10 protein-coding genes are annotated in these 13,455 nt (G+C 46.9%); all 10 read right to left on the bottom strand.

What is annotated here, in order from left to right:
* Window positions 1–101: 101 nt before the first annotated feature.
* Window positions 102–1,175 (bottom strand): hypothetical protein, encoded by a 1,074-nt coding sequence (locus FOC72_RS05370; RefSeq protein WP_002895686.1) that lies wholly within the window; start codon window positions 1,173–1,175, stop codon window positions 102–104.
* Window positions 1,162–3,645 carry a phosphoenolpyruvate synthase gene (locus FOC72_RS05375; RefSeq protein WP_002895687.1) on the bottom strand — a complete coding sequence of 828 codons (2,484 nt, stop codon included), beginning with the start codon at window positions 3,643–3,645 and terminating at the stop codon, window positions 1,162–1,164. Before FOC72_RS05375 ends, FOC72_RS05370 begins: the two co-directional genes overlap by 14 nt.
* Window positions 3,645–4,544, bottom strand: a complete 900-nt coding sequence (locus FOC72_RS05380) for a UbiA family prenyltransferase (protein WP_002895689.1) — start codon at window positions 4,542–4,544, stop codon at window positions 3,645–3,647. Before FOC72_RS05380 ends, FOC72_RS05375 begins: the two co-directional genes overlap by 1 nt.
* Window positions 4,529–5,401, bottom strand: coding sequence for a phosphatidylserine decarboxylase (locus tag FOC72_RS05385; RefSeq protein WP_002895690.1), 873 nt, complete (start codon window positions 5,399–5,401; stop codon window positions 4,529–4,531). The genes FOC72_RS05380 and FOC72_RS05385 overlap by 16 nt, the downstream gene beginning before the upstream one ends.
* Window positions 5,394–6,026 carry a CDP-alcohol phosphatidyltransferase family protein gene (locus tag FOC72_RS05390; protein ID WP_002895691.1) on the bottom strand — a complete coding sequence of 211 codons (633 nt, stop codon included), beginning with the start codon at window positions 6,024–6,026 and terminating at the stop codon, window positions 5,394–5,396. The genes FOC72_RS05385 and FOC72_RS05390 overlap by 8 nt, the downstream gene beginning before the upstream one ends.
* A complete protein-coding gene (locus FOC72_RS05395; protein WP_032914172.1) occupies window positions 6,013–8,508 on the bottom strand; it encodes a PEP/pyruvate-binding domain-containing protein in 2,496 nt (831 codons plus the stop codon). Before FOC72_RS05395 ends, FOC72_RS05390 begins: the two co-directional genes overlap by 14 nt.
* Before the next feature lie 14 nt (window positions 8,509–8,522).
* Window positions 8,523–9,113, bottom strand: coding sequence for a CDP-archaeol synthase (locus FOC72_RS05400; protein WP_002895693.1), 591 nt, complete (start codon window positions 9,111–9,113; stop codon window positions 8,523–8,525).
* Window positions 9,114–9,463: 350 nt separating this feature from the next.
* Window positions 9,464–10,465, bottom strand: coding sequence for a UDP-glucose 4-epimerase GalE (gene galE / locus FOC72_RS05405; RefSeq protein WP_032914174.1), 1,002 nt, complete (start codon window positions 10,463–10,465; stop codon window positions 9,464–9,466).
* 45 nt (window positions 10,466–10,510) lie between these two features.
* The gene (galT, locus tag FOC72_RS05410; RefSeq protein ID WP_002895695.1) at window positions 10,511–11,992 is read right to left on the bottom strand and encodes a UDP-glucose--hexose-1-phosphate uridylyltransferase; all 1,482 of its coding nucleotides are present in this window, start codon (window positions 11,990–11,992) and stop codon (window positions 10,511–10,513) included.
* A 219-nt stretch (window positions 11,993–12,211) separates the two neighbouring features.
* Window positions 12,212–13,390 (bottom strand): galactokinase, encoded by a 1,179-nt coding sequence (locus FOC72_RS05415; protein WP_002895697.1) that lies wholly within the window; start codon window positions 13,388–13,390, stop codon window positions 12,212–12,214.
* Window positions 13,391–13,455: the final 65 nt, after the last annotated feature.

The following is a 13,455-nucleotide window of genomic DNA, read 5'->3' on the forward strand; positions in this document are numbered from 1 at the left end:
CTTTTGATTTTTGAACAACCTGAAAATAGTGTTCATTTTTAACTAAAAAACAAATCTTCGGTTAGAAAATTTGCTTTTTTGTCTATATTTTAATTTGTTAATCAAGAGTTTAAATCCAATTCAAAGAGGCCATACTCATGCTTGTCCCCTTGCAGTTCTGCCGCATAGTGGCGCGTGACAGTTTTTTGATGAATCAAGGCCCCAATAGCTGAAGCTTGTCGCTTCTGCGCTTCTTTAAAAATCGGATAGGCCAAGGCAGAGCCCAACCCCAAGAATTGCTCATCTACTCCTAGATACATAATCGTATAACGTTTTGGAAAACGCTTGGTCCAAAAAAGCTTGGCTAGGTTAAGCGGAGTCAGTTTTTGATAAACCAGAGAGCCGTAGTCCGGCATGGCAATCAGAAAACCAGCAAGCTTACCCTCCTTATAAGCCAGCTTAACCATTGAAAAATCAAGAATATACTGGTATTTTTGAAAAATCTGACTGAACTGCTGACTAGAAATTGACCGATAAATCGGAAAATCTTGATAGAGACGATTGAGAAGCTCAAAAACCTGCAGCGAGGCTTCTTCCCAGTCCTTCTTTTTGGGAGAGCAAATGGTGAAACCCGCTTCTTCAAAAGACTCAAAGCGATGAGCCAGCTTGTCCTGATGAGTTTGATTGCTGACCTTGGGATAAAAATTGGACAGATAGCGCTCCTTGAGTTCAAAACCAGCAACCTGCCACAGCTGGGGATAATAGGCTGGATTATGAGGTTCACCAGTAAAAGGGAGAGCCTCTGTTCCAGTCAGCTGCATTCGATAGCCCAGCCAAAAACTTGCCTGTACGGGACCGATTATCTTAATAGCTCCGAGACTGCGGGCAAAACCTGCTAAATGCTCGATAAAAGCAGATGCAATCTGTTGGTCATTGATCGACTCGAAAAATCCCAAGTAAGCAGCCTCATCCCCTGAATAGAAGGTCAGGATACCTCGAATACGAGGCTGACCCTCCTCATAGCCAACAAAGGCATAGGTTTCTAGGTCAGAACTCAGCGGGTGACTGCCCTCAATCAAAGCCAGTTCTTCCTCTTCAGACTGCATAAGGTGGTCTGGCTGGTAAATCCGCTTGGGCAGAGCTAGAAAATCATCCAGCTCTGTCGTATTGGGTTTGACTGGTTTAATTTGCAGCATGGTCTTCCTCCTTGATCAGTCGAATCTTGCCAGTAAGGCCATCCATCTCAATCCAATCACCGTTTTGCAGCTGGCTGCAGGCACCTCTGACATTGACAATGGAAGGAATACCTAGCTCGCGGGAAATAATTGCCGTGTGCGAGAGCAAAGACCCCTGCTCGGCAATGACACCCTTGGCTTGGGTCAGAAGATAGACCCAGCCCGGATCGGTCATCTTGGTCACGATAATCCGGTCCTGAGCAGACTCAATCTCCTGCACATCTTTCACGACCAAAACCTGAGCCTTGACGCAGCCAGGTGAGCAGCCAATCCCTTGTAAGGCTTGATTGCCCGTATTATGACTGCTGGTACGGTTTTGCGGTTTCAGATATTTCTCAAAGACCTGTCCAGCAAAAACGTAGCGACTAAAGGTTGGCAGCTCCTTATCAGCCTCCAACTTCTCTCGACGCTCGGCTATCAAGCCGCTAACATCTCTGGGCTTTCTGGTCAGCTCAAACAACTCTTCCTTTGTCAGGTAAAAAACATCGTCAGGGTTAGCCAGCAACCCTTGCTCGGCTAATTGCTGGCCAAATGTTCTGAAAATCTGCCGCATCATGCCATAGATCCGTGTGCGGTTTAAGCGGGAGCTTTCCCGATATTTAACACCAGTCATGGCTCGCTTGCGAAGAAAATTCGTCCACCAGCCTGATTTTTGCACCTCTTCTTCAAGTTTTTGAGGCGCCAACTTCTTCTCCTCTTGTTGGCACATTTGCAGCAGGAGCTTAAGCAGACGCTCTGGGTGCGTTCGAAAGGTTGGAGTTTCTAATTTCAACTCTTCCGGAGCCCGATCGCCAAATTCATGGATAAAATGGGCAATTTCTTGGACCAAAGGGTGCTGGCGACTTAGAAAGACTGCTGGACTTTCACTTGCCATGGCCTGTCTAATCTCTGCATTTTCTTCTGCTTTCAGCTGAGCTGTTAAAGCCTGCAGAGCCAAAGCCGGCTGCATACTTTCAATCTGCTCAATTCCTGCAATCTCAGCCTGAACAGCCCCGCCGCGACGCGACTTCTTCAGGAGTCCGGTATAGACAAAAGCATAGAGATCATTTACCAGGGTAATGTCCCAGTGAGCCAGAATATCCTCTTTTAGCTTACTGACCAAGGCAATCAAGGTCTCAGCATCTGCGTCGGGAGAAAAGTTCGCTTCGTATTCGCGCTGAATCTGGGCAAACTGCTCTTCCAATTGCCGCATTTGCTTGGGCGCTGTCCAGAACTCTCGGATGATACGGAGCATGATTTGCAGGCGTTTGAAAGCAGACAGGTGCACTGGCATCTGAGGTACCTCTGTCTCTCGAACGCCCAGCATATCCTGCCAGATAGGAATGATTTTCTTCGAAAAAGGCAGAAGCTGCAAGAGCTGATACCAGCTCTGAATCTGGTAATAAACCCGGCTGTTGACCGGCTGCAGCATATTTTGAAAGGTGGCTTCATAGGCAGCAAACTCAGGGGCATCCTTGCCAACCAAGCGCTGGGCCAGACTGCGGAAAATGCTAGCATAGGCCTCCTGGATAAAGCTAATGGTCAAAGGACTAGAAACGCCCGGATAGCTCTCGACAATGTTGCTGTTATCCAGAATAACCCGCTGTCCCTCTGGCAAGGTAGTAATAGGTCGTGCTTGCAAAAGATAGAGCTGGCCATTGGCGAAGGTAAATTCCATATCCATATAAGGTCCGAAAAGCTGACTTACCTGACTCGCCAAGGCCTGTAACTCCTCAAGTTGTTCCAATGATACGCCTGGTGAGTCCTCCGTCTGCTCTATATAAAAGAGCTGGTCCTTGGGATGGAGGGTCACCATTGTTGTAGGAATCTTATCCTCGACAACCTTGTTCCCCAAACCTCGACCGATAACAATGATATGCTCGTTCAAAATGCCCTTGGGATTAGCTGTGAAGTAAATCCCAGACAAGTCTCCCTCCTGCATGACCTGCACAAGGCAAATCATCTGCGCTTGCTTCAACGATAGTCCTTGCTCAAATAGATAGCTAAGTGCTGACTCCTGATAAAGAGAGAGCAAGATTGCTTGGATGGCTTCTTTAAGCTGCTCTGGCTTCACATTGAGCTGGCTCTTAAACTGACCGGCAAAGGATGAGGTCTTCCCATCCTCAATGGTAGCAGATGAGCGGACTGCGAAGCGACAGTCTGTCTGAGAAAGCTCCTGCCGAATCCAGTTTTCTGCTGCTGTCAGATCTTCTTGCGCAAACTGCTCTTTAGCCCAATCCTGCAATTGCTGACTGAGTTGGGACAAGTCCAACTCTCCAGACCGATAAGCTTCTTCCATCCGCTTCAAGTCAGCAGAGGTGGCCAGATTTTGAAAAAAGTCAAAAGCAAACACTGCAAAGTCAGGAACCGGCAAACCAGCAGCCTGCATTTTCAGCAAATGATAGACCTTGCCTCCGACCTGGTCAAGCCCTGTCTGCTTGATTCTTTTCATCAAAGTACCCCCATCAAGAGATAAACAGCAACGGACAGAACCATGGTCGTCTCCGTGATATAAGTATAACGTTCCACCCGCTCCCGTATATTAAAGCAAGTCGGATCCTTGATAAACTGCTCAAACTGGACGGTCATCCAGATGACATTCAGCACCAAGACTACCACTCCGACATGGGAAATATTCCAGAGAAGGGCGAAATTGGTCAAGATATCCAGCAGAGTCACCACCTCGATAAAGCGAGTGGCTTTTTTGTAGCCAAAAAGCTTAGAATAGGTCACATACTCTGTCTCGTCTTTTGGCGCCCGAATCTTGCGGCAGACTTCCCAGATCAGACTTGGGAAATACATGGTAAAGGCCAGCAAGACGGTCGGTAAAGACAAGAGAGGCAGATTGTACTTGTAGCAGACAAAAGAGATAGTATAGAGATTCAAAATCATCATGACTGGATTATGGGTTACTAGAGCCAGAGGCAGAGAATTTTGAATCTTGTCACGCTTGAAGAACCAGAAGGACATGAGAGTTCCGTAGATGTAGAGAAAGAGGAACCAGCCGATATTGTTCATAAAGAGAACATTGAGAAGTACAGATACAGCTACGATAAAGCTGAGGGCAATAGCCAAGTCCTTCTTTTTCACCCGGCCAGATGGCAGAGCTCGATGAGGAAAGAGGCGTCTGTCGGTCTCGTAGTCCTTGAAATCATCCGCAATCCGCAGAATCATCAGAAAGACGAAAATCGTAAAAATCCCAATCAACTCCTGATGGTCAAAGTGAAAGGTAGTCACTCCGTCATTGAGCAGAAGGACAAAATAAATCTCAAAAAACATGATGGCAGCCACAAAAAAACGTGGCAGCAAAGGAAACATTTCCTTATAATAAACAGCTAATCGTTTAAACATAGCTTTTCTCCAATCTTTTCCCCCATTTGAATCTGGGTTTCTATTCCGAGGTCTGAGTAAGTCAGGATATCCTGATCCAAGCGAATCGTGCCTGCTGGATAGAGGACAAGGATGGTTGAGCCGCCCAGACCAAAGCAGCCCTTCTCCTGTCCCCTGACCAAATGGTCCTGACTGTGATTGTATATTCTTCCGACCAAGAGAGCGCCTACTTCCATCTGCAGGACAGGTCCTAGGTCGGTATCTAAAAGACAGTATTCTCTTTTATTTTCCTTATAAATCAAACGCCGCTTCTGGGCTACCTGTCTGACCGTATGGAGGCGTCCCTTGATTTTTCGTCTTTGGGTAATTTTGCCAGATTCAGCCGCCAAATAGCGGTGCAGGTCTTCCACTCCTAAACGATAGACCAGCGCTGTTCCGCCAGTGAACAGCTGAGCTAAGTCATCATCCAGCAGTAAGTCAGGTAGCCTGTATGTTTGCCCCTTAATCAGCAGCTGCAAGTCCTGACTGATGGTAAAAGCCTCTAGCTTGGCATCCGCCACTGCCAGTACTTGATTGTCAGAACAGACTGGACGCAGACCAGGCTTGATTTTTCGCTGGAAGAAAGCCGCAAAACTAGAATAGGGGCCATCTTCATAGTCAGCTAAATCCAGCTGATAATTTTCCACAAAAGCTGCAATTTTCTTGCGAGAAAAAGGAGTGTAGTCTTTCAAAGTCAGAAGATAAGACAGGCTGGGTCGGGTCAGGACAGGTAACAGAAAGCGGCCCCAAGCAGTACCATAAAGCTTGTCTAACAGACCCGCCTTGTATTCTGTCGGTTCCACTACTTGGCCAGTCCTTCTCTGATAGACCTTAACCATGCGGGAGAACCCCCAGACCAATCAAGCTAGCAACAGCCAGAATCGCAAAGACCAGGTAGGCCAGCTTATTCGGCTTGGGAATTCGGCAGTTGTAGACAAATAGGAAGGTCAGCAAAAGAGACAAGCCCAGCCACACCCAAGCATAGAGATCAAGTGCCAGCCATTGACAGACCAGATAGGTCAGAGGAAAAAATAGGGCACTGTAAGTCACGGGCAAGCCGATAAAATAAGAGCCCAATCCTTCATCATGCTTGGCCAAGCGGTTAAAATGCGCCAAGCGCGTGACAGCAGCCAAGACATAGAGGACAGCCAAGATGATATTGGCCGCTCCCAAGGGCAGCTGGGTCATGAGAAGCACAGCCGGAAGAGCCGCAAAGCTAATCATGTCGCAGAGCGAATCAATCTCAATGCCGAAGCGCTTCTGGCTTTCAGTCCGCTTCATCCGCCGCGCAACCACACCGTCAAAGAGGTCACAGATACCGCTAACGATAAAGGCCATCATGGCCAGCCGCAGCTGGGACTGAATGACGGCATAGACTGCCAACAGTGCAAAAGCAGCGCCCATATAAGTCAGGATAACAGATTTATCGTATTCACCGATAAACAAAGGTTTACTCTTCTTCATGAATTCTTATTTCTCCTCTTCTTCCATCTAAGGTTACTAGCATGCCAGTTTCTAACAGCTGAGTTGCATTCTTAGCGCAGACCAGAGCAGGAATCCCACATTCCCGAGCGACAATGGATGCATGGCAGAGAACCCCGCCATACTCTGTCACAAGACCGCCTAGAATACCGAAAACATAACTCCAACCCGTATCTGTATAGCGAGTGACAAGAATTTCTCCCGGCTCAATCGTCTCAATATCAGCTAATTCCAAGAGGACGCGAACCCGACCGGTCACCTGACCACTGCTGGCTGGCATTCCCATCAGCAGAGTCCGACTGTCATGGGCTACCTCCTCCAAGCTCATCTCTTTGTCGGTCAAATCACCCACTGGTTCAAAATTCCGATAGGCCTGGCAATAATGCTGATTATCAGCAGCCTCTTCTTGAAGCTGGTCAGCAGTCTTTTGCCCTTTCATAAAGGCAGTCAGACTTTCTTTCTTAATGTAAAAAATATCTTGTTCATTTTTCAGAAAACCTCGCTTTTCATAGGATCGGCCGAGTTTGAGGCTAATTTGACGAATGAGGTGGTAATAGCGCGTGGAAATATCCTTGAACTCCTCTCGCCACCAGAGCAAGTTCCGAAGGTCTTGATTGATTTTTTCTATCTTTTTCTGCTTGGCTCGAGATAGATGAGCAAGATCTAGCTCAGACTCTGAGACAGGACTGAGCGAAGCTTTGGCCGCTTGGTAATACGTTGAATCAGCAACCAACTGCTGAACCGCTCTCAGTACCTGATGAGCATCTTCTTCGTAACTAGCTACTCGCAAGTCCAGCTCCCGTGCCGAGTGATAGCCAAAGTCCTTTTGGAAATCCTGAATCTTGATAAAATCAGCTCGCTCAGGATATTGTGCTGCCAGTCCCTGCAACTCTTCTACCGATAGCTTCAGCCAATCGTTTGTCAGTTTCTCGTCTGCCAAAACAAGATCCGCAGCTTCCAGCATTCCAGCCAAAGGCTTGGTATGCGAAACATTTCCCAATTTAGCTATCAGTTGGAAAAATTCATCGACCGTCAGCCATTTAAGCAGACTGGTCTTTTTCATAGACAGCTGGACCGTATTGATGTAGGCCTGCCAGAAATAAGTTCCCTCACTGTCTAAATAAGCCTGATTTAGCACCAACTGCCAAAGACTTTCGACCTGCTGGAGCGGGCTTTGGTCGTTCAGTTCTCGTATTTCTTGATTCAGGCGGGTAAATTGCTGGCGCAGCTCTTGCAGCTTGTCTGGCGCCTGATGCAGAAAAGTCTTAGTTACTTTTTGCGTTTTCAAAGCTACCCGCAGGAAATTCAAGAGCAAGACTGGGCTTAATTTGCTGGTAAAACCTTGACCTTGGTAGTCTTTATTGACTCCCAGCTCATCATCAAAGTCTCGCTCAATATAGCCCGGAATCTGCTCCATACCTTGCTTGACCACGCCTAAGTTCCAGAAAGGCCGAGCATAATGCAGGCACATCAGTGGCGGCATCACACCTTCAGGCTCTAGGCCAATTGCCAGCAAAAAGCTGGAGAGTGCCTCTTGCCAAGAATGGCGATAAAGGCTCCACATTAGGTTTGGGCAGGGCTGAGCCGCCACGCCTCCATCCCGAAAATTCGCCGTCGTCCAGCGACCACTGTCGATTTTAGTTGGTACTGTTGTGATGGGCCGAGCCTGTAGTAGATAGACTTGCTCTTGTACGGCACACCACTCAATATCCATCGGCCGACCAAAATACGCCACAATCTGCAAAACCTGCGCATGCAGCTTCTGCAAGACTCCCAGAGAGATTTCAGCCTTTTCAAACTGGAGCCAGTCCGGCTTGTACCAAGCAAGAGTCAGCTGCTCAGGATTGACTTGACCGCTAACCAAGCTCTCAGCCGAGCCTTTTACGTACTCCAACAGCATGGTCTGGTCCTGATTAGTCGCTACGTCTAAGGAAAAGCAGACACCGCTGAAGTCAGGCTCAATCTGCTCCTGAATCAGCACTGCCATGGCAAAATTCTGCTCTGCCAGACCCTGACGCTGCCAGTAAGCCAAGGCTTCTGGATTAAAGAGGGAAAGCAGACATGAACGAATACCCTGCTCAATTTCTGACAGTGTCCGGCAGTTACCAATCGAGTCATATTGACCAGCAAATGACATGTTCAGTCCATCTTCTAAAAGGGCACTGCTGCGAACAATATAAGCTTGATTTTCCTGACAAAAGTCTGCTAACTCCAGCTGCCAAGCTGGATCCAAGGGATACTGCTGCAAACGCTCCGCGATTTCCTCCTTACACAAATGAATTAACTCTTTAAGTCCCTCTTTTGAATATTCTGGCAGAGCCGCTCTTAGCCAATCCATTACTTGGTCCGCTGGCAAAATCAGAGCCTTAGGAACCGAAAGTCCCAGCTGACAAAGGTTGATTAACTGATTGATTTTACCGCCATAGACGGCCGAAGGCTCTTTTTCCAGCCATAGTTCTTTCATCAAAAACTCCCATCTCACATACGATTTTTTCTAAGCTTAGCCCAGTAGAGCAGACGATTGACTCCTAGATGCGTGCCCGCCCCGAGAATAAGTATGCCCAGCATCTGCTGCCAAGACAGAGAGATATAGAAAAGCAAGAAAATAATACAGCCAATCAAGGAATCAATCTGGTCTATCCAGATAAAGGTCCATTTCCAGCCATTCTCCGCCGTCTTGCCCTCTCTGATTTCCAAACGGCGCTTGATAAAACTATTGGGCAGCTCAAACAAAACATAAGCCAGCCCCAAAAGAGCCCCAAGTACCAGATTAAAGAGCACGGTATTTTCGTAGAAAGCATAGACTAAGTGCAGCTTCTCTAGGGTAGGAATACTCTTTAAGAGCAAACCCCAAAGGATCTGAGCCAAGGCTCCCCAGACAATCATACCAAAGAAACCTTTCCAGGTCTTGTTAGCCCCAAAAAGCCTCTTCCCATCCTTTAAAATCAGCCCAGCGTCCATGGGTCGATAAGCCACCTCTAGCAGTGAAGACTTGCAAAAGATCATATTCAGAACTCCAGCCAGAATGACCGGCATCAAGGTGATATATAAGGCAAGAATCGAGTGCATACTTATTTCCTATTCTTTTTATGAAAATCAGCTTGAAAAGATTAAGAGACTTCTCAAACTTTTATGGCTTCATTATATCATAAGTCTCTAAAGCCCTTACACAACAAACTGTCAACAACTGTCTCATCTGATAGTGGTGCAAAAAATTCGCTATTCTACATTTTTATTTCTCCTTGCATCTGTGACTACAATGATTTATCAAGATATTCTAATAATTAGTAACAAATAAACAAGATTGTAGATAATATGTCAATCAATCTTCTTTTTATTATAAAAGGCTTTTAAAAATTTGTAAAGAAGGGTTTTATAATTCAAAGTAAAAAACCAGCTTTTCTAGCTGGTTTGTCAGTTTATCTTCTGTCATCATAGCCATTTGGATGACTGGAATGCCATTTCCAAGCAGTTTCGATAATGGTTTCGATATTGTCAAATTTCGGCTGCCAACCCAGAACATTTCTTGCTTTCTCAGAGGAAGCAATCAGCGTATCCGGATCGCCTGGGCGCCGCTCTGCTATTTCCAAAGGAATAGGATGTCCGGTCACCTTTCGTGCTGCTTCTACAATCTGCAGGTTGGAAAAACCAGTCGAAGAGCCAAGGTTAAAGGCATCTGATGGTTGACCAGCACGCAGGTGCTCGACAGCCAGAATATGGGCGTCAGCCAAGTCGAAAGGATGGACATAATCGCGTACATTGGTCCCGTCCAGAGTATCGTAATCATCACCAAAAACAGCAATCTTCTCACGTTTGCCCTGAGCCACTTGAAGCACAATGGGCAGGAGATGGGTTTCAGGTCCGTGGTCCTCGCCGATTGAGCCGTCGGGCTTGGCACCGGCCACATTGAAATAACGCAGGGCTACAAACTTGATGCCATAGGCCTGGTCAGCCCAGCGCATAATAGTTTCCATCATAAGCTTGCTCTCACCATAAGGATTGATCGGCCTTTGCGGAGTCGTTTCCAGAATCGGCACTTCCTCAGGAATGCCATAAGTCGCCGCAGTCGAAGAAAAGACAATGTTTTTAACGCCGCATTCCTGCATGACTTCCAAGAGAGAAATCATGCCAGCTGTGTTATTGTCGAAATACTTGAGCGGGTCCACCATGGACTCGGCGACCAGTGAAAAGGCAGCAAAGTGAATGACTGCATCGATGGATGGATGTTTGGCAAATACACTACGCATAAAATCCTTATCCGCCAAATCCCCCTCATAAAAGACAGCTTGCGGATGGACAGCTGCCCGATGGCCAGTCACCAAATTATCAACGACGACTACTTCTTCCTTACCTGCTGCTACCAGACGGTCTACCATGTGCGAACCGATATAGCCAGCTCCACCTAATACTAAAATTGCCATAAAACTTCCTTTCCCTGTTACGCTAGATTCATTATAACACATTTCCTAGGGCTGGATGCCGACGGATTGGACAAAGCGCATGAATGCTTCCTGCCCCTCCTCTGTCCGCTTGTAAACACCCGCATCTTCCAGTACTCGGCTGAAAATTTGTCCAACCGATGCCTGAACTACTCCTTCCACTGTCTCAGCGGTAACATCTGGATTCTGGTCTTTGAGCTGATTGGCCCACTCCTGATGATAGGCTGCAACCTGACAGTCTTCTCCCAGCAAGAAAAGTTCCACCTGCTTGAGTTCTTCCTTGAGCCGAGGCGGCAGAATAGCCAGTCCCATAACCTCAATCAGGCCGATATTTTCTTTCTTAATATGCTGCACATCCTTATGAGGGTGGTAAATGCCGTCTGGATGTTCTGGGGATGTTTGATTGTCCCTCAAGACCAAGTCCAGCTCAAAGCATCCATCTTTCCTGCGGGCAATCGGTGTGATGGTATGGTGTGGCTCCCCCTCAGACTCTGCCAATACCTGCACACTTGGGTCAGAATAAGTCCGCCAAACTTTCAAGATTTTGTCAGCCAACTTGATTAAATGTTCCTTCTTCTCAGATTTCAGCCGAATGACGGACATAGGCCACTTGACAATGCCTGCCTCTACCTCTTCAAATCCGCTAAAAGTAAAGCTGCAATCCAGCTCTGCTATTTCCATAGGAAAGGTATGACGTCCGCCCTGATAGTGGTCGTGGGTCAGGATAGAGCCACCGACAATAGGCAAATCGGCGTTGGATCCTGCGAAATAGCCTGGAAAGGTCTCAACGATGTCCAACAAGCGCTCAAAGGTCAGCCGACTGATAGCCATGGGAAGGTGCTGGCTGTGCAGAAAGATGCAATGCTCATTAAAATAGGCATAGGGCGAATACTGGAAGCCCCACTCCTGTCCAGCCAATTCAAAACGAACAATCCGATGGTTAGCGCGGGCTGGGTGGTCCAAGCGACCTTGATAACCTTCATTTTCCATGCAAAGCTGGCAGGCTGGATAATTACTATTCTTAACCTTTTTAGCTGCCGCAATTTCCTTGGGATCCTTTTCTGGCTTAGAGAGATTGATGGTGATTTCCAAATCTCCATATTCAGTTGGCGATTTGAAGGCAATGTTTTTAGCAATGGCCTTGACCTTGATATAGTCATTCTTTTGACTAAGCTGGTAAAAATCAGCCACAGCTTGCTCAGGATTGGAGGCATAAGAAGTCCAGAAGTCCTGATTGAGCTGGCTAGGGGTAGGAGTAATCAAGTTCATAAGCTCAGCTCCCAGTATATCCTGCTCAGCCAGAGTATCACCAATCTTCCCATTCTTCACAGCTACAGCTACCAAGTCATCTTTAAGGTCAATTAGCTGCTCAGCCTCGGTCTCCTGCTCTGCCACTGCCTCTCCAACCAGAGCCATGACACGATTGTTCAGATAGATGGTGTCCATTTCCTCAAAAGTGCTATTGTCAATCACTGCAGATACAAAAGCATCCAGTAACTTCTTGGACATAGTTCTTCCTTTCTTTTGCTAGTAAAGAGAGTGGGACAGAAATCGGTAATTCGTTAGAATTCGATTTCGTCGTCCCACCTCCGCACAGTTGATTAGGGCTGTAAAAGCTGATGAAATCAGCGTAATAGAGCCCACTCAACCACTGCGTCTTGCTCGACAATCCAAAGACAATTGAGAGACTAGGACTTTTGTCCCAGACCCAAGTTTCTTTTCTGTGAATTAGTCCAGCACTTGGCTTCCGCCAGCTACTTCTGCAATGTAAAAGCTAGGGGCATAGCCGACGACTTCTTGATACTTGCGGCCAACATTTTCTTTGAAAGATTCCACCGCATCCTTAGCAACTAAAGCAATGGCGCAACCACCGAAGCCAGCTCCAGTCATACGAGCACCCAAAACACCTTCTTGCTCCCAGGCCGTGTGAACCAAGGTGTCCAGCTCTAGACCAGTCACCTCATAGTCATGTTCCAAAGAAACATGGGACGCATTCATGAGACGGCCAAACTTGTCAAGATCGCCTGCCTGCAAAGCTGCCCGCGCTTGCAAAGTGCGTTGATTTTCCAAAACAGCATGGCGAGCCCGTTTGAGACGATTTTCGTCCTCTATCAGATAGCTATACTCGTCAAAGGACCACTCGTCCAACTCACCCAAAGTAGCGATAGACTGCTTGCGATTGAGCTCTTCAACAGCTTTTTCGCACTCCGCTCGACGCTCATTGTACTTAGAGTCAGCTAACTCACGACGCTTGTTGGTATTCATAATCACTACGACATTATCCTTAAGATCAAGCGGCACCAAATCATATTCGAGAGTATTGGTGTCTAAGTAAATAGCCCGCTGGTCAGCACCCATTCCGATAGCAAACTGGTCCATAATGCCAGAATTAATCCCGATAAACTCATTTTCAGTTAATTTACCGATTTTCACTAGGTCCAAACGTTCCAACTGCAAATCAAAGAGTTTCTCAGCAATGACACCCGTCAAAAGCTCTAGCGATGCAGAAGATGATAAGCCAGAACCATTTGGAATATTTCCATAAACATAGACATCCATGCCTCGGTCAATTGTATGGCCTGCCTCCTGCAGAAAATGCAGAACTCCTTTCGGATAGTTGGTCCAGTTATGCTCAGGCTCAAAGTGCAGGTTTTCCAGCGACATTTCAATAATCCCTTTTTCTTCAAAATTCCCTGAGAAGAATCTCAAGAGCTGATCGTCCCGCTTGCGAGCCGCTCCATAAGTTCCTAGAGAAATCGCAGCAGGAAAAACATGGCCGCCGTTATAGTCCGTATGCTCACCAATCAGATTGATCCGACCGGGTGAAAAGAAAGTGTGGTCCGCTTCTACTCCAAAAACCTTGGCAAAATCTGCGCGGACTTGCTCCGCTGAAATTAGGTTTGACATAAGCTAAACTCCTTTAAAATGAATAATCGACATTGTAATCGTTTTCTTATATTTATTATAACTGT

It is taken from the genome of Streptococcus sanguinis (assembly GCF_013343115.1).
In the GTDB taxonomy this organism is placed as follows: Bacteria; Bacillota; Bacilli; order Lactobacillales; family Streptococcaceae; genus Streptococcus; species Streptococcus sanguinis_H.

What these genes read in the sequence shown, in the direction of transcription:
- FOC72_RS05370 (WP_002895686.1), bottom strand. Translation starts at nt 1,175, where the DNA reads ATGCTGCAAATTAAACCAGTCAAACCCAATACGACAGAGCTGGATGAT.
- FOC72_RS05375 (WP_002895687.1), bottom strand. Translation starts at nt 3,645, where the DNA reads ATGAAAAGAATCAAGCAGACAGGGCTTGACCAGGTCGGAGGCAAGGTC.
- FOC72_RS05380 (WP_002895689.1), bottom strand. Translation starts at nt 4,544, where the DNA reads ATGTTTAAACGATTAGCTGTTTATTATAAGGAAATGTTTCCTTTGCTG.
- FOC72_RS05385 (WP_002895690.1), bottom strand. Translation starts at nt 5,401, where the DNA reads ATGGTTAAGGTCTATCAGAGAAGGACTGGCCAAGTAGTGGAACCGACA.
- FOC72_RS05390 (WP_002895691.1), bottom strand. Translation starts at nt 6,026, where the DNA reads ATGAAGAAGAGTAAACCTTTGTTTATCGGTGAATACGATAAATCTGTT.
- FOC72_RS05395 (WP_032914172.1), bottom strand. Translation starts at nt 8,508, where the DNA reads ATGAAAGAACTATGGCTGGAAAAAGAGCCTTCGGCCGTCTATGGCGGT.
- FOC72_RS05400 (WP_002895693.1), bottom strand. Translation starts at nt 9,113, where the DNA reads ATGCACTCGATTCTTGCCTTATATATCACCTTGATGCCGGTCATTCTG.
- galE (WP_032914174.1), bottom strand. Translation starts at nt 10,465, where the DNA reads ATGGCAATTTTAGTATTAGGTGGAGCTGGCTATATCGGTTCGCACATG.
- galT (WP_002895695.1), bottom strand. Translation starts at nt 11,992, where the DNA reads ATGTCCAAGAAGTTACTGGATGCTTTTGTATCTGCAGTGATTGACAAT.
- FOC72_RS05415 (WP_002895697.1), bottom strand. Translation starts at nt 13,390, where the DNA reads ATGTCAAACCTAATTTCAGCGGAGCAAGTCCGCGCAGATTTTGCCAAG.